The 16,772-nt window shown below is 38.2% G+C and carries 18 protein-coding genes and 1 tRNA gene; 15 read left to right on the top strand and 4 right to left on the bottom strand.

What is annotated here, in order from left to right:
• Positions 1–36: 36 nt before the first annotated feature.
• A complete protein-coding gene (locus F981_RS13385) occupies positions 37–1,146 on the bottom strand; it encodes an MltF family protein (RefSeq protein ID WP_004722376.1) in 1,110 nt (369 codons plus the stop codon).
• A gap of 554 nt (positions 1,147–1,700) precedes the next feature.
• On the opposite strand from F981_RS13385, the gene greB reads away from it, so the two are divergent.
• The 3 genes from greB to F981_RS13370 all read left to right on the top strand — a co-directional run bounded on the left by greB (position 1,701) and on the right by F981_RS13370 (position 3,776).
• The gene (gene greB, locus F981_RS13380; protein ID WP_004722375.1) at positions 1,701–2,174 is read left to right on the top strand and encodes a transcription elongation factor GreB; all 474 of its coding nucleotides are present in this window, start codon (positions 1,701–1,703) and stop codon (positions 2,172–2,174) included.
• Positions 2,175–2,285: 111 nt separating this feature from the next.
• Positions 2,286–2,375: transfer RNA gene (locus F981_RS13375), tRNA-Ser, on the top strand.
• Positions 2,376–2,543: 168 nt separating this feature from the next.
• On the top strand, positions 2,544–3,776 hold the full coding sequence (locus tag F981_RS13370) for a tyrosine-type recombinase/integrase (RefSeq protein WP_004722373.1): 1,233 nt from the start codon (positions 2,544–2,546) through the stop codon (positions 3,774–3,776).
• A gap of 37 nt (positions 3,777–3,813) precedes the next feature.
• Here F981_RS13370 and F981_RS13365 read toward each other — a convergent pair whose 3' ends face one another.
• Entirely contained in the window at positions 3,814–4,098 is a 285-nt protein-coding gene (locus F981_RS13365) for a helix-turn-helix transcriptional regulator (protein WP_004722371.1), read from the bottom strand.
• 183 nt (positions 4,099–4,281) lie between these two features.
• On the opposite strand from F981_RS13365, the gene F981_RS13360 reads away from it, so the two are divergent.
• On the top strand, positions 4,282–5,163 hold the full coding sequence (locus F981_RS13360; RefSeq protein WP_004722369.1) for a hypothetical protein: 882 nt from the start codon (positions 4,282–4,284) through the stop codon (positions 5,161–5,163).
• A 142-nt stretch (positions 5,164–5,305) separates the two neighbouring features.
• Here F981_RS13360 and F981_RS13355 read toward each other — a convergent pair whose 3' ends face one another.
• Positions 5,306–6,007: a hypothetical protein gene (locus F981_RS13355; protein ID WP_004722367.1), complete on the bottom strand. Its 702-nt coding sequence runs from the start codon at positions 6,005–6,007 to the stop codon at positions 5,306–5,308.
• 129 nt (positions 6,008–6,136) lie between these two features.
• Between F981_RS13355 and F981_RS13350 the strand changes: the two genes are divergently transcribed.
• From F981_RS13350 to F981_RS13300, 11 genes are all read left to right on the top strand, one after another.
• Positions 6,137–7,624: a hypothetical protein gene (locus tag F981_RS13350; RefSeq protein WP_004722365.1), complete on the top strand. Its 1,488-nt coding sequence runs from the start codon at positions 6,137–6,139 to the stop codon at positions 7,622–7,624.
• A 478-nt stretch (positions 7,625–8,102) separates the two neighbouring features.
• Positions 8,103–9,104 carry a YagK/YfjJ domain-containing protein gene (locus F981_RS13345; RefSeq protein WP_004722363.1) on the top strand — a complete coding sequence of 334 codons (1,002 nt, stop codon included), beginning with the start codon at positions 8,103–8,105 and terminating at the stop codon, positions 9,102–9,104.
• Between the two features lie 42 nt (positions 9,105–9,146).
• Positions 9,147–10,118, top strand: a complete 972-nt coding sequence (locus tag F981_RS13340; RefSeq protein WP_004722360.1) for a hypothetical protein — start codon at positions 9,147–9,149, stop codon at positions 10,116–10,118.
• A gap of 616 nt (positions 10,119–10,734) precedes the next feature.
• A complete protein-coding gene (locus F981_RS13335; protein ID WP_004722358.1) occupies positions 10,735–10,995 on the top strand; it encodes a hypothetical protein in 261 nt (86 codons plus the stop codon).
• Between the two features lie 17 nt (positions 10,996–11,012).
• Positions 11,013–11,633, top strand: coding sequence for a hypothetical protein (locus F981_RS13330; RefSeq protein ID WP_004722356.1), 621 nt, complete (start codon positions 11,013–11,015; stop codon positions 11,631–11,633).
• A gap of 5 nt (positions 11,634–11,638) precedes the next feature.
• Positions 11,639–12,019 (top strand): hypothetical protein, encoded by a 381-nt coding sequence (locus F981_RS13325; RefSeq protein ID WP_004722354.1) that lies wholly within the window; start codon positions 11,639–11,641, stop codon positions 12,017–12,019.
• A 103-nt stretch (positions 12,020–12,122) separates the two neighbouring features.
• On the top strand, positions 12,123–12,422 hold the full coding sequence (locus F981_RS13320; protein WP_004722351.1) for a hypothetical protein: 300 nt from the start codon (positions 12,123–12,125) through the stop codon (positions 12,420–12,422).
• Positions 12,423–12,510: 88 nt separating this feature from the next.
• Entirely contained in the window at positions 12,511–13,566 is a 1,056-nt protein-coding gene (locus F981_RS13315) for a DUF932 domain-containing protein (protein WP_004722349.1), read from the top strand.
• Positions 13,567–13,807: 241 nt separating this feature from the next.
• Positions 13,808–14,080 (top strand): hypothetical protein, encoded by a 273-nt coding sequence (locus F981_RS13310; protein WP_004722347.1) that lies wholly within the window; start codon positions 13,808–13,810, stop codon positions 14,078–14,080.
• A gap of 142 nt (positions 14,081–14,222) precedes the next feature.
• Positions 14,223–15,371: a YqaJ viral recombinase family nuclease gene (locus F981_RS13305; protein ID WP_004722345.1), complete on the top strand. Its 1,149-nt coding sequence runs from the start codon at positions 14,223–14,225 to the stop codon at positions 15,369–15,371.
• 118 nt (positions 15,372–15,489) lie between these two features.
• Positions 15,490–16,386 (top strand): recombination directionality factor, encoded by an 897-nt coding sequence (locus F981_RS13300; protein WP_004722344.1) that lies wholly within the window; start codon positions 15,490–15,492, stop codon positions 16,384–16,386.
• A gap of 103 nt (positions 16,387–16,489) precedes the next feature.
• Here the strand turns inward: F981_RS13300 and F981_RS13295 are convergent, their stop codons facing one another.
• Positions 16,490–16,759 carry a hypothetical protein gene (locus F981_RS13295; protein WP_004722342.1) on the bottom strand — a complete coding sequence of 90 codons (270 nt, stop codon included), beginning with the start codon at positions 16,757–16,759 and terminating at the stop codon, positions 16,490–16,492.
• Between the last annotated feature and the right edge of the window lie 13 nt (positions 16,760–16,772).

Genomic DNA, 16,772 nt, shown 5'->3' with positions numbered 1-16,772 from the left:
CTGATTTTTACAAATCCAATCGATTTAAAATACAGATTAAATTTCTAGTAATCGAGGTGTGGTCTTAATGTGTTCTAAATAAGCCCGAATACGTGTGACATACTGTACCGCTTGTTTATAACGACCATTACTTGCTTGATTACGTGTCAAATAATTATAAAGATTCATCCAGTCATTGGGATCTTTACCTTGTGCTTTGATGCGCTTTTGAATACCTTCAACTGCACCAGGCCCCATATTGTATGCAACCAAAGCATACCAATGACGATCTGGATTACGAATATAAGAATAACGACTCAACATCATATCAAAATATTTTGCGCCGCCTTGGATACTCTGAGCGGGGTCACTTCGATTACTGACACCCATTTCTTTGGCTGTGGTATTGGTCAACATCATCAAACCACGGACACCTGTGGGAGAAACAGAGTCTGGTTTTAAATATGATTCTTGATAACCAATTGCAGCAAGTAGGTGCCAATCTAAGCCATATTGCTGTGCAGAGCGCTTAAAGCTGGCTTTATAAATCGGTAGACGAGAACTTAAGTCACGTTGAATCACGTTCCAATCGTCTTTCTTGACGACATTACGATTATAAAATGAGGCAAGTTGCTGCGTTGAACCATTTTGTTTGCTTTGGCAAATGAAACCACTTGCAGTTGCTGTTAATGGATCTTCAGCTTGTTTAAATACCCAATTTAATTCTGGGTTTAAACCATTACTTTTTAAACTGTTGAAATCGCCACAGCTTGCTGAAAATGAGGTTAAGCGTTCTGCTTCGATGCTTTGCATATTTGCGGTGGTAATCGCAAAATTCGCTTTACCTTGAGCAACCATTTTCAATGCTGTTGCATTGTCAGAAACAGTTTTAAGCTCAAGTTTAACGTTTAAACTTTCAGCATAGTTATGGGCTAAGTCATAGCCGAAGCCATGCTTGTAGTCTCCATCCTTAAACACGATGCTTGGATTGGAAACCGCAACTACAGTCAATTTACTCGAATTAACTACAGCATTGTATTGATTGTTCTTACTCGCATTAATACTAAAAGGAATTAATGCAGTGGATAAAACTAAAGTTTTGATTGGCAGCGCACGAAAAAATGAGTTAAGGCTAAGCCTCGACCCAGAGGTTGAACTACTGTGCATGTTGTCTCCGCTACAAGTAATTTATTGCCCTAAAAAGTAATAAGCACAAAAACGCTTAAAAACTTCTTATAGTTGGTAAATTCAATAAGGGTGGGCAGTCATGAACGTCATTCAAAAAATGACATGTGGGATAGAAAGATTTTGCAGAAAAACTACAAAATTAAAAAAATAAACTCATAAAACATGTGCGCATAATATAGGCGGTTTTTAGATCTGTCAAACTTTGTATGAAAAATGATCAATTTAAAATATTTAAGATAATGATTTTTAACAGAATATTTTTTTAAAAAATGCAGAAATTTTAAAACTGAAATACGCTGCCAAAAACTGTAAGCAAATGTTCCAAATGTAAGTTAAGAATTACCACTTTTAAAAGGTTTTCTGATTGAATTTTCTGTCTGAATTTAAATAGGAAAAAAACGATTTTATTGCTTTTTAAAACTTAAAATGCGCTATTTTTGAGCTGACATTTTTACGCTATTGGCTGTAGACTGTAGTAACATTTTTTAAAAAATAAGTATCAAGTGCATATGTATTTTAAATGGTTTTAAATCATGAAATCTAATTTAATTACCCGTTCAGGGCATGATCTGTTGGTTGCAGAGTTACAACATCTCTGGCGCGAAGAACGACCTGAAATTACCAAAAAAGTGACATGGGCTGCCAGTCTGGGTGACCGTTCTGAAAATGCTGATTACCAGTATAATAAGCAGCTACTTCGAAAAATCGATCGTCGTGTACGTTATTTGGGGAAGCGTTTAGAAGAATTAAGAATTATCGATTTTTCTCCAGAACAAGCAGGCAAGGTGTATTTTGGTGCTTGGGTTGAAATAGAAAATGATGAAGGTGAACAAAAAACCATACGTCTGGTCGGGGTAGATGAAATTTATGATCATCATCCGCAACATGTCTCAATTGATTCACCGATGGCAAGAGCTTTACTGTCTAAACAAGTTGATGATGAGGCAGAAGTGGATACACCATCAGGGAAAAAACGTTGGTATATCAATTCAATTCGTTATGAATAGCTTGAATATTCATCAAATTGGCGAGATTTGACTTTATTTTGTACATTTGATTGAAGAAATACTGAAAAAGATTTGCCAAGTTGCAATTTTATTTATATGATAGCCGCCATTGGAAGCGTGGCAGAGCGGTTTAATGCACCGGTCTTGAAAACCGACGAGGGTGTGAGTCCTCCGTGAGTTCGAATCTCACCGCTTCCGCCAAATTCAAGTTTCTGACACTGTTTAACACTATATAAGTTTATGATTTATAAGGTTAAAGTCGGAAATATACGATATAACAAGCCGTGACGCACTACGCCAATCGGTGGTTATAAAGTAGTAAAAAATGCAGTAAGATAATTTCTTACTGCATTTTTTTATGTCTGAATTATGACGACTCGTGGAATCAATAAGCTTAGTGCTTTACAAGTTAAAAAAACTAAACCTGATCCTGACAAGATGTATAAGCTGTCAGATGGGGGAAATCTGTATCTGCGTATAGACCAAAGCGGTAGCAAGTACTGGATCTTCAATTACACACGTCCATTCTTAGGTAAGCGTAACGATTTATCTTTAGGGACTTACCCTGAAGTTTCACTGGATGATGCCCGTACGATTCGTGATGAATATAAGAAACTCATCAAGCAGGGCATTGATCCAGCAATGGAGCGGATTGAAACCAAGTCTCAGAAACAGAAAGAAGCTGAAAATACTTTTCGTATCGTTGCGGAAGCATGGTTGTATAAACGTGAGCTAGAGCAAAAGCAAGATGAGGAAACAGTCCGTCGTTTAAAGCACGATGTCTATCCCTACGTTGGTGATTTAACCTTTCCACAGCTTACCTTAGAAATCCTTGAGGTTAAGGTTTTTAAGCGCATTATCGAGCGTGGGGCTCTGTCTGTTGCCAAACGGCTTAAATCAGACCTCAACCAGATCTTTAAATCAGCGCGTAAAAAAAAGCTGATCCAGTACAATCCCATTGAAGATATTGAATTACCAAAACCACAGGGTGGAAACTTTGCAGCCGTGACAGAAGAGCAGGACTTGGCTCCGATGCTGAATAAAATCTGGAACTACTCCAAACTTTATACACGTTGCCTACTGACCACGCAGGTAGCATTAAAAATCTCTGTGCTGACATTTCAGCGACCTGGGGAGATCCGCAAGCTGAAAAAGGAGTATTTCTATCGTGAAGAGCGTTGCTTTAAGTTTACAGCCAGTAAAACTAAGCAACTGCATATTGTGCCATTATCAGATCAAGCTTTTGACTTGATTGAGTCAATTATTGATCTGCACCCATACAGCGAATACATTTTTGTTGGGCGGGATGGTAAAACCTTTATTTCTGACAATACCATTAACTCCGCTTTAAAACGCTTGGGCTATGGTGGTGAACAGACAGCACATGGCTTTAGGGCAACTGCACGTACCATGCTGGATGAAATTCTGGAACAGCGTGTAGACTTTATTGAACACCAGTTAGCCCATAAGGTAAAAGACAACAATGGCACTGCTTATAATCGAACTAAGTTTTTAAACAACCGTCGTGAAATGATGCAGGAGTGGGCTGATTATTTGGAATCATTACTTGCTGATCAAGAATTAAATGTAAATAAAGAATAATGTAAAAAGCAGCCTGTCATCGACAGGCTGCTTTAGTTTATGCAGCTTTTAGCTCTTTTAGCTCTTTTAGCTCTTTTAGTTCTAGCCATTCAACGATCTGACTCTCCGCCCAAGTTGGCATACTAGCAGTCAAATAGGTTGGTTCAGGAAAATCACCGCGACGGATCATTTTCCAAAAAGTGGATTCCGCAATATTCAACAAACCTTTGGTTGCTGGTTTATGTGATAACCGACGATGGCGGCCACCACGATCAACATAATCCTTGGCTAGACGTTCAGGATAATTGACTAAATCTTTAACACGATAACGATGTTCTAACATGGCATATGCTCCAGTAATAAATTTTTATTTGAGCCATTAATTGAATTTAAAAATCGGTTCCGACTCGCTATGCCACAATCATATTTTTTCTCTAAATGAATAAACAGAATAGTAATAATTTCTTTTAAAAAACTACTAGAGTAGTATTATAAGGTATTGAAAAATAGAATTTAGATTGAAATAATGAAAAATTGCACACTTCTTGATTTTAAGCAACTTATGGATGAAATTCTGAATTGCTTTTTGGATCATGCTGGACGTTATTTAAGGGAAAATAATTTATTGGTGGATCTTGAAATAAAAGATGAATTTGAAGAATCGGAACAGCAGACATTCATTGGACTGATGGTCGAACTTAGCCAAATGCAGTCTTACGGGGCAATGTATACGGTACATGATTTATTGAATTTGATTGATCAAATTAGTATTGTGACAACCGAAATTAGTGACTATAGACAGCAGCACATTAATGAAAAATACTCAGAAATATTAAACAAATATATAGATTTGGTTGCCAGTGATACAGGGAAGGTATATGCCTACAATCCGAGTTTAAAGCGTAGAATTAATGGGATTTTAAATGTACGTAAACGATACACACCATTGTTAAATAAAAAGCTTGAGATATTCTATTCAGAATTAACTGTATACGCACAGAAGAATGGAAGATTCAAAAATGCTTCGCAGGCGGTACACCTGATTTTACCCACACTGCAAATCAAGTTTAGAGAGTTTGATGTGCAATGGGTTCAAAGCAGATTAGAGGTGAATAAACAGAAAATTTTAGATTTAACTGATGCCATAAAAAACAATGAAAAGAAAGAAATCTGTGAAGACGATGATTTTGACATACCATTTAAAATTCAGGATCGCACCTATTTAAATCAAATTAAAGAATTACAAAACGCAAATAAAAAATGGGAACAATTTCTACAGCATCCTGAGCGGCATTTTCCACAGCAAAAGCAATTTCCATTTAATACGGCTTACTGTGATGAAGTGCTAGTAAGTCACTTAAGACGTCGTCCTGATTTATTGAGAAAAATCATTCGAGAACCATCATGAATATAATGAGATTTTGGCTCTTAGTCAGCAACAGTCTGAAATGCAGTATTTCTGCTTCATTAGAGACATTATCTCAATATCATCATTGTTTTATGCTGTATTAATTGGTGACTTTCTTACGTCATCTAAGATTAAAACAAGGCTATAAACTTTCATTTAGTGAGCAATTAATTTCAAAAATTTTGTTTTTAATTTCATCTTCAGGTGGAATAGAATATTCTGAAGTTAATTCATTTTTTAAAAGAATGCTTTCTAAATATTCATTCTTTAAATAAGATGTTGCTAACAAATGAGTTATATGTTTGATCTTGTATTCAAGGTTTTTGTTTTTCAGATCCAAATTATAAATTTCTTTCTTATTATTATCAATTATAGATTTAAATGCTTCTAAGTCTATTTCCTTTGGTCTTAATTTTTCAATCTTTTGCTTTATATTTTTGTCGTTAATATGGCCGGTTATAATATTCTCGATAACATGTTCTTCACGAGGAAAGCTAAATTCTTCTTTAATTTTTTTAATTGAATTTACTGTTTCTTTAGAAAGTTTATATTGCTTTTTAATTAAAAATGAATCTTTCTGTTTGTTTTTAAAAGTACGATATTTTTGTTTTAATTTTTCAAAACAAACTTCTGATATTGCTATAGACATACCATTTAGCATTGATCTTTCAGTAAGGTGGTTGCTTTGGATTCTATCAATAATATGAGTTTCTCCATTATGTCCTGTTTGGCTTGTCAATAAACCAAAAGGGTTTAATAGATTTGATTCATACTGAATAAATTGTAATTTTATTTTTTGTTCTGTGTTTAGCCATTCTTGAAGCCTAATTTTAGGTCGGGTCATAAAATCACCATATATTTTTTTACAAATTAAACGTTATATCTAATGTTAACATAAATGATAATGCGGTGTTATCTACAACGTTAACAAATATGTTAACTTAACGTTAACTTATAAATAATAGTGCGTTTTATGAATATTTCGCAAACTACGGCTGTAGCTGTTGTCCTCTTTAGGGCGTTAGACTATAGCTTGGGACCTTTAGATAGGTTTGTCTTTTTTAGACTATGGTTGAAGTATTTTGATCAAGCAATAGATATGAGTGTGCCACTTACACTTGCAAAAGAGATAGGCATCCATCCAGTTAAGCTTAGAAGCTCAATTCAATCGCTTATTAATACAGGGATGTTCGAATCCATTTCAAATGATAGAGTGAAGATAAGTTATATTTTAAATGGTGATAATGACTTAAGATATAGAAATTTAATTAAACGCCAGATAGAGGTACAGAAGCATAATAGTCATTTATTCAGATTTATTTATAAACTTTTGACCATTATTTATGATGTAAGAATTAGCCATCTGCAAAGCCAAATAGATAAACTATTGAAAATTGACTATAAGGCATGGCTTGTATTATTTACATTAGTTGTCAATAGTGATGAGAATGGGGTAGTTCTTAGAGTGGGTATGCATGAGTTAGGTCTTTATACAGGCATGAATAGGCATTCTATTTTACGCTCTTTAGATAAAATTTTCTCGTTTGGAATATTAAGGTCTAAAATAAATGGTACATTAGACAATGCGCTTCTCAATTTTACTTCAGCGATTTATTTAATTAATTTATCACATCCAATATGGGGTGAATATTGCCGATACAAAAAATATTTTTTGATAAAGAATCCAGCAACTCAGAATTTGTTAGTACAAGCCTTAGATGTTTTGAATAAATTGGATAAGCCAGAGCTATTTTTATCATCACAGATTCAGATGTTACAATATATTCAAGATTTAAATGCTTTCCAATTTGAAAATGATATTTCTGCTTTAGTAAAGTATTTTGAAATGTTTGATTTTACTTCAGGGCTTAGTGACAACTTTGCTATAAAGATGAATATTTCTAAATTCAGGTCAAGCATCAGACTGAAAAAAGCTGACAACCAAATAGATAATTTAAAACGCTTAGAATTTATTTTTAAGTATGTCACTAAATACTTGCCAGCTGGTCAATTATATTGGTCGAGTAAAATAGATCTATTTGATGATTTAGCATTGTATGAAAAGATTCCAGAATTCAAGAAATATCTTTGTTTTAATGATTTTGACTCTTATGCTAACTCAACTTACCAAATTCCAAAGAATGAACTTATACAAATTTTAGAAACCAACCAATTACAGATTTACAGCTTTATCACGCAATATTTACTTAAAAACGAAGCGCTTCATTTGATAGACCCTGTTCAGCAACAATTTGGTGACATCAGTCCTATTCCATTAACTGACAAGATGCAAATGAGTGGTTATATTTCGGCTTCTATAAAGCAAGACCAGCTATTTATTGTTACCTTTGAATCTGATGGAAAGGTGTATAGGAAAGTCCAAGAAGAGGTTGAGATGACCATAGAAAATCAAAAGTTATTTGGTTTGTTGGATCAATCTTGTACAGCTTTAACTTTTTAAAATACAGTCGTTGAGCTGATATGAAATTTCAGTCGAAAACCATTTTTCTGACTTAACTATCGTAACGCTAAAATATATAAAAGGCCTAGCTTGGTCGAAGATTTAGAAATCGCGCTGATCGGCTGGGCTATTGTTATTGCTCTTGGACTAAGACGGTAATATATACTATTAATAATTAATATAGATAATTAATAATTAATATAGATACTAAGATAGATAATAGAACTATAAATACGAGATATATCAATACAATAATGATTACTCATACACATAACAAGAACCATGAGATATGTCTTACATACCTAAACAGATATCCGAATATGCATGATGCGATTGATCAATAATCAATGCAGGATGAGATCACTATTCGATACATGTGCATATTGGATGACTCGAGCTTACTCTAGATAAGGACTCCATTTAAAAAAATAAGTCGATTGCTTAACTATGACGTTAATCATAGTTAAGGAAGTTCAACGTGTTGCAATCCGATTTAGATGATCAGGCAGGGGTGATGTATGCCATTCATACCTTTGTGGATGTATGTCTTAATTTTGATATGTCGAATGAAGCGTTCATTTTCAACCTAGAATACTTATGGTGTGCATTTGAAGCGTTTAAACAAGAAGGGATTGGGTACGCAGCATCGATTAGGGCGTTTATTGCAGTCACTGAGTACGTCAATAGTCAGCGTGGAATACTTAGCTTTGGTGAATATCTATCAGGGTTGTCTATAGGCGAAATTAAGGCATTAAGACGAATCCTGCATGCGCATCGAGGGCTGATACATGAGGAGATCAAAAGCTTTACAAGACGGAAAGAATTGAATCGAGTGGCGTTACTTGAGGAGTTCGAAGGTGCAATTAAAGCCTATCATGAAGTATTGGTGATCAGGGTGGATTTATACTATTCCAGAGATCGTTTGAAAGACATTACGATACACGACTTCTATCAGCATATCGAAAAACTACGTGATTTGATTACGGATAAGAATGGATATTTTGATGCACTTTTGACTTATGCGATTGCGCTAGAGCATGGAATAACCAAAGGCTTTCATGTGCATCTGGCATTGGTTATTAATGAGTCCAAATATCGCAACGATTATAACATTGCTAAATGGGTGATTGAAAAGTGGCAGGAGATCACGCTTGGAAAAGGCTATGGATGGAATAACAACACGACAGAAAACAAAAAGAAGTATCTCGATCAAGGTACTTTGGGGATTGGTATTATACGTCGTACAGAGCCTGATCAAGGCAATAATGCTTTAAGAACCGTTGCATATCTCAGTGATCCTGAAAAATACAGGCAGACGTTATTGGTTAAACCACAAGGACGTAGAACTTTTTATAAAGGAGATTATCAGCATCACGGTCGCCCTATACCTGATACTGAGGAAAATAGAAGAATCAAAGAATGGAATACGCAGACCGCTTTAGCAAAGCTGGAAGAGGAGGTTTGGTTTAAAAAATTATGAATGTGCCAGTTCTATGAAATCAATTCATTCATAGGACAACACATGAGTAATTTAGCATTAGAATTTACAGCTGTACGCTTAGAACAGAACATGATTGAGCATTACAAACGACTCAAGTTTGAGCGGGTTCCAGAAGGTATGGAGTTCAACGATTATCAAAATGCTTTAAATCAGGAGTTAAAACAAGCACTGATGAGCTACTTTGATGATTGGCGTATCCTGATGGTGGCTTGTGGAGGGCAGCACAAGTTTTCATTTTGGGTGGATGCTTTTTATCGTGCTTATAGCAGTGTATTACTGGAAGCAGGTGTTCCCTATTTTACAATGGAGAGTGCTACCACAGCTGCTCATTATAATGATCAAGCATCGGCACATATTGATAAAATTTTGAAGCGACTAAATAAGCTGTTTAAAAGTGCAAGCTTTTTAGAACAACTCCAACAGTATAATCAGTATTACACGAAGCAGATCGACAAAATTCGTGAATCCTATTGTACGGTGAGTAAAATATATCCCAATGCTGTTGATTTGAAATTTGAATTAAATCTAGAAGGACTCCACAATCAATACGTTAATATCTCTGATTGGAATAAGCTGTTTTATCATTTTCAAAAGCAGCTCAAACAACTCTCTTGGTATAACGCCCAAGTCGTATTTACGTTTTATCAGGTTATTCGGGTTGATCAACGCTATGTTGTGAAATTCTTTCTGACCCTCGATCCCTTATTGTATGGCGAACCTTCAGTGTATAGTCGAGAAATAGATATTTGCTGGAAAAGGGTAACTCAATATAGGGGGATTTCGTTTTGTCCACTGGTAGATTTCCAGCAATATCAACATGAAGACGAATATCAACTGATTATTCAAAGGAATGCTCTGGATCAAGCTTTAGACCCTTTAAGTGCTTTAGACGAGATGCCTGATCGAGAAACCAGTAGCGAAGGTTTAGCCAATAGGATATGTGTTTATCCTAAAGGTTTTAAATGGTTTCACGGTGCACCCGTACGACGCTAAAAATTCATATTACATTCCTGTACTTGCTTGACGCTCTACCCCGTGCAGATTATCCTTAGCCTGCTGACCTACATCGTCAGTGGGTTTTAGCAGACCCATTTACACACAAGCACATCAAAAAAGTAATTTTTTGGTGGCGAACTCGTTCGTTCCTCCTCCGTTGCGGTAGGGCGAGGGAGGGACGCCTTGTGCGTGCTGATTCTTGTGTGTCAGTCTGCTAACCCTCTCTCGTTCTGCCACCATTATTTAGCAGTAATTTGGTAGAACTCTTTCACACAAGGAGTACGCCATGCGCTTACATCAAGACCGTCTTTTACATTTCTCTTTTTTCATGTTTGCACCCTATCTACAACATAGCGGTGATTAGACCTCGTGCTGTGCTTGTAGTACATGCATCGCTGTGTCGATGACTTTCTAAGAATAAAACTTTTTCAAGTACATATTACCGAGATGAAGATGAATCTCTCATGCTGTTTTGAGGGTCGTAGATTCGTGTGCTTTATCGTCTATAACACTCCAAAAAAACAGAGAAATTCATTCAAACATAACTGACATGGGGAACATCGCGTCTGATCAAGACCAAGACAGGTGATGCCTATAAAAAGAGAAAATGATGATGATCAACACATTCCTAAAAACCACTCTGATTTCAACTCTATTTGCCACAGCCTCATGGACACATGCAGGCTGGTTTGCCACACAAAGTGAAGCGTATTTTGTCCAAGCGCGTAACTTGGGTGGTGGGGCATATCAATGTATGTATAAAACCAATCCGGGTAATCGGGGCTGGCGTAATTTCACGGTGAACTTCCAAGGTGGTTGTCCACGCTTTGTCTATTTCAATGCCAAGAATGGTCAAGTTTCAGTGCCTAACTAAACACGGGGAGCAGTGAGATGAACCAGAAAACCATATTGGGCTTGGCTGCGATATTGGCATTGACTCTGATCAGTATCGCGGGCTTTTATTTCTTTAGTCCTAAACATGCTGTAGAAAAACCTGTTCAAACAAATATTGCCGATAACAATGCCAGTGCGATACAAGCGTCAGATGTTGCTGCATCTGTTGCTGCATCTGTTGCAGCTTCAGCAGAGACAGGATCACCTGAGATCCCCGCAGCGGAAGTGGATGGGATTGATGTTAAAGAATTGACTAAGGCAACCCAGAACCCAAGTACATCCAAACATGAACCTGAGTTACTCAGCTTTGAGTTTGATCAGAACTTAAAAGCAGCAGAAACACTCGAGTACATGATGGCTTATGCTGAGCTTCCTGATTTTGAACAAAAAAATATTCGTCGATATCAGCAATATGTTGTCGATAAAATTGCGAAAGATACGGGGAAATCCAGTCAACAAATACAAGTCTTGTCACGTGGTGCGCTTGAGTCGGAACAAGTCGGTAATCGCTATTATGTTTACAAATTCAAGGTCGGCAAAGACTGTGAAATTCACATGGTCAGCACTGACATGGATCAAGGCGACTATAAGGTCAGCTATAATTACTGCTCAGGATGAATGTGATGAAGCAATATTTAAAACCCATCCTCGTGGCAGTGACGGCGACAATCAGCATGATGTTCGTTGGATGCAGCTCAGGCCTTGATCCGAATACCTTTACGGTTGAACTGGATGTGAAAGACACCAGTAATTGGTATGCGCAAAATCAGTCCGCTACAGTATTGACGATCCGTTCTAACAGTGCAGATCCGATCGATGTGACCAATGTGCTGATCAACAATGGTGAATGCGGTTATGAAGGCTATCGTCGATCGTTGGAATACCCACAACATTTTAAAATGGGGCTGCGTTTAAACCTGAAATTAACAGGTTGTGGCTATGACAATGTGGTACGTGTCGATGTTGAAACCGACCAAGGCACTGCAAGCTATAGCTTTCAATAACCCCGTTCAACGTTAAGCCAAAACACTCAATTTAAGCTGTACACCAAACCGCGTCCTTAAGGGATGCGGTTTTTTTATGCCCTCACGTTATTTGGAATATTCAATGTCTCTTATTCGCTGTCCCTTTTGTCAGTCTGTCCATGTTCAACAGACTGATACAGGCAATCCCAACTTTAATTATTTTGAACAACTACAACGTTGTATTTCCCCCACACAAATGGCGTTGTTCGGTATGCAGGTCGCTAAAAAAGCAGGCGTTTCACCTTTTATTGGTGCGGCGATCGGCGTGGTCATCGGCGGTGTCCTCGTTGTGGTCAGTCAATACTGCTTTGAAAAGTATTACAGCAATGCCGAGCACTATCTCTGCTTGGATTGTCAACGCACCTTTGCATGGGCGAAGTAATCACATCTGAGCCTTTGCACGGTTACATCGTTGAATTTACACATGCTTTAAAACTTTATATCACACACTTATTTTAGGAAGATTTACTATGGCACATCAAATTGAACAAATGGCGTATGTCGGTCAAACCCCTTGGCATGGACTAGGCAATCAACTCACCCAAAACCAACCGATTGAAGTTTGGGCACAGCAGGCAGGCATGGACTGGCGCATCGAATCCTCCGATGTTAGTTACATGGCACAGAACCAACGTGGGCAGAGCATCATTATGCCGTTTGAAGAACAACGGGTTTTATATCGCTCGGATACTCATGCACCTTTATCAGTGGTCAGTCAACGCTTTCAGGAAGTGCAACCGATGGAAATCCTACACTTCTATAAAGACCTGACCGAACAATCAGGTTTTGAATTGGAAACCGCAGGCGTACTCAAAGGTGGCAAGAAATTCTGGGCACTGGCGAAAACAGGACAAAGTTCAGCTTTAAAAGGTAAAGATGTCAGCAATGGTTATATTCTTTTAGCGACAGCTTGTGATGGCACACTGGCAACGACAGCACAATTCACTTCGATCCGCGTGGTGTGTAATAACACTTTGGCGATTGCCCTCAAAGGACAGAATAATAGTTCAGGTGTGGTTAAAGTTCCGCACAGTACCAAGTTCGATGCGGAGAAAGTCAAACAGCAATTGGGGATTTCAGTCCGTGCATGGGATGAACACATGTATGAGATGAAACAATTGAGTCAGCGTAAAGTGACCCAGCAGGAAGCGGCAGCCTACTTTGATGCGGTGTTTAATAACACCAGTCTCAGTACAGCAGAACAGGATGAAAGCATTATTCAGTTCTATCGTAATGCAGCCATGCCAAATCAAGGCGTCACCCCAGTAAGTAAAGCCGACAATAAAACTGAACCGAATGGACGAGCGATGTCGAAAGTTATGACCATGTTTAACGGACATGGACGAGGGGCAGAACTCAGTTCAGCCAAGGATACCGCTTATGGATTGCTGTGCAGCATCACCGAATTTTGTGACCACGAACGTCGAGCGATGAGTACTGATCACCGACTCGATTCAGCTTGGTTTGGAGCGGGAGCTGCGATCAAGCAACGTGGTCTCGAACAGGCATTGAGAATGGTTAGTTAAGAAAAGCATACCATTCATTCAGTTTCAGTTAAGCCAGCTCCTTTAGCCTAAGCATACGGTAACACTGTAGAAGCACAGTGACACTTTTCGCCACATCTCCCCTGATGTGGTTTTTTTATGCCATAAATATGTACTAAGCTCTTCATAGTTATAGAAAAATATAGATTTGTGATTGAAATCGGATCAATTTTCTATAATGATAACTGTTATTCACTTGGTCATTTATTCTAGGGAGTAGATCATGATTGACGTGCAATATTCTAAAAATGTCTCAATTCAACAGTTAGCCGATGATGCATTCGTATTAAGGATTAATGATGCAAAAGTCTATCAATACTTGCTCACCCAGTGTGGTAAGACCTTTGGTTGGGAACGCTCCATCCAAAAGTCACAAAGCTTTTTAAATGGAGATATTGAATATCAGATCAATGTATCCGATTTGGCTTTAGAGCACTTTGGCAAAGACTTTTTTATGTTAGAACCTGAGTTGCTCAATAACATCGCCAAAAGTTAGATGTTCAACCGAGAGCGGATGTATTTAGGATAAAGACATCCTCAAAATCAAGATTCACTTTTTTGCCACATTTCCCCAAATGTGGCTTTTTTTATGCCCGAAATTTAGCTTTTACGATTTTACTCATACAGGAATATTCAATATGAATAGCCATACCCAAATTCAAAACAGTTTAAACCATCCACCACTACAGCCTTATTCACCACACTTAGATCAACCCACTCAGCAAGTGGAAGTGGGAACTCGAAGTAAACGTCATCCACAGAGTCACACAACCGACGCTCAAAATAAACAGCCACGAAAAACCAAAGCACCTACAGCCAAACGCCTTGCCAATACTAAACAGCTCAATTACCAGCAATGGCTCGAAGTCAGAAAACAGGGCATTGGCAGCAGTGATGCCGCTACCGCTTGTGGACTCAATCCCTATATGTCGATGTTGGAATTATGGATGATCAAAACAGGACGGATGCAACAAAACATTGAAGATGAAAGTGCAGGCTATGCACCCTTGTATTGGGGCAAGCAACTTGAACCTTTGGTGGCTGAATACTACAGCATGCACACCAACAATAAGGTGCGTCGGGTCAATGCAGTGTTACAACACCCTGATGAAGACAAACACTTTATGCTCGCCAATTTGGACTATACCGTGGTGGGTAGTGAAGAGGTTCAAATCTTGGAATGTAAAACTGTAGGGGAATATGGTTCTAAGTTATGGCGAGATGGTGTGCCTTTATATGTGCTCTGTCAGGTACAGCATCAATTAGCTGTGACAGGTAAACAGGCAGCGCATATCTGTGCCTTGATCTGTGGACATGAAACCAAAATCTATAAGGTGACTCGTAACGAGACTGTCATTCAACACATCATTAATGCAGAACGTCACTTCTGGCAATGTGTTGAAACAGGTATTCCGCCAAGTGTAGATGCTTCGGATTCAGCAGCCAAAGCCTTGCAGCAACTTTACCCAGAGCAGATCCCACTAACAGTAGAAGACCTGACCCAAAATGAACAAGCCAACTACCTATTTAATCAAATGTTAGAGGAGCGACATAAAGTTGAACAACACCAACAGTATTTTGATGAACTCAAACATCGATTACAAATGTTGATGAAAGATGCAGAGCGAGCGGTCTTTACAGGTGGGGCGGTGACGTGGAAAAAGGCGCAAGACTCTATCAGCCTAGACAGTAAAGCACTTCTTAAGCAGCATCCTGAATACTTACAGCAATTTCCACAAACCAAAGCAGGCACACGACGCTTTCAGATTTACCCCAATGGTGGATAAGACGGAGATACCGAAATCCACTACCCAAACCAACCGATCCCATGCCCCACAGGTATGGGATTTTTTATGCCTAAAATTTATTTACCCAAATTTAAACATCACTATAGAGGACATCAACATGATTAAAGGTTTAGCAATCACACCACCCGTTTTAGGTCGTATCAGTATTGGCAAAATTGTCGAAAAGAATGGCAAACGACTCCCTGAAAAGGACGACCAATTTACCATTACCAGTCAAATTCAGAATAAGGATGGTTGGGTGAAACATCCATTGGATGAGCAACTACGTGCCAAAGCACCGAATCAAAAACTCAGAAGCATTCCCGTCCGTATGATCTTCAATGATCCTGAATTGAACTTACGGGCAGAGTACAGCTTATTTGACCGACAAACAGGACGTTTAATCTGCTCAGGCAATGGGGAAACCTGTCAGCGACTGGGGCAAAATGGCATTGAGCAACATCCATGCCCATCACCTGATTTATGCCCATTGGCACAAAGTGGTTTGTGTAAACCCTATGGCAGACTCTACGTCAACCTAGATGAATCGGATGAGTTTGGCACATTCATCTTTAGAACTACGGGCTTTAACAGTATTCGCACTTTGGCAGCACGACTGCGTTACTACCATGCTGCATCAGGTGATCTACTTTCATGTTTGCCTTTGCAACTGACTTTAAGAGGTAAAAGCACCACGCAAAGTTACCGCACTCCAATCTATTACGTGGACTTAACTTTACGTGATGGCACAAGCCTAAAAGATGCGATTGCGTCAGCCAAACAGATGGATGAGCAGAGCAAGGCAGCAGGGTTTTATCAGGAGGCGTTAGATCATGTGGCACGGCAGGGTTACGGCAATGCCAGTTTTGAGGTGGGAGGAGAAGAGGGACTAGATATTGTTGAAGAGTTTTACACGGATGAGCCTAAATCAGAACAGCATCAGCAAATACATGATTTAACTCATTTGCAGAATATTCAGAAAGGGTTGCAACAGTCGGTTCAAGCTCTGAATTAAATACTGTTGGGGGCTAAGAAGCCCCCAACAGTAATATTGCTACTATTTTTTATTAAAAAATTTGAGCTACTTATTGAATCAATAAACATTACTTAAGTATCGTTTATTTGGAGGGCGGTAGTACGTTAGGCTTTTGTAACATTAATCCATTTATAACTTTTTGTTGTCTACTATCTTCATTACGTAGTTGTTTATCTTTAGAATGATGGTCTTTATTCTCTTCGACTTTGGTGTCGCCATGATTATGATCAGTGATATTACGTAATTCGGTATCATCTAAGGAGCGAATCGTTTTTGAAGTGCTAGGTTCAGCCCATGATGTCGTATTCAAAAAAATGAAAAATAATAAATTGTACTTCATCCATGAAGTCATAGCGTGATCCTTT

The sequence above is a fragment of the Acinetobacter guillouiae CIP 63.46 genome, from assembly GCF_000368145.1.
Lineage (GTDB): Bacteria > Pseudomonadota > Gammaproteobacteria > Pseudomonadales > Moraxellaceae > Acinetobacter > Acinetobacter guillouiae.
Note: the sequence above shows the minus strand (reverse complement) of the source record. Positions and strands in the feature narration are given on the sequence as shown.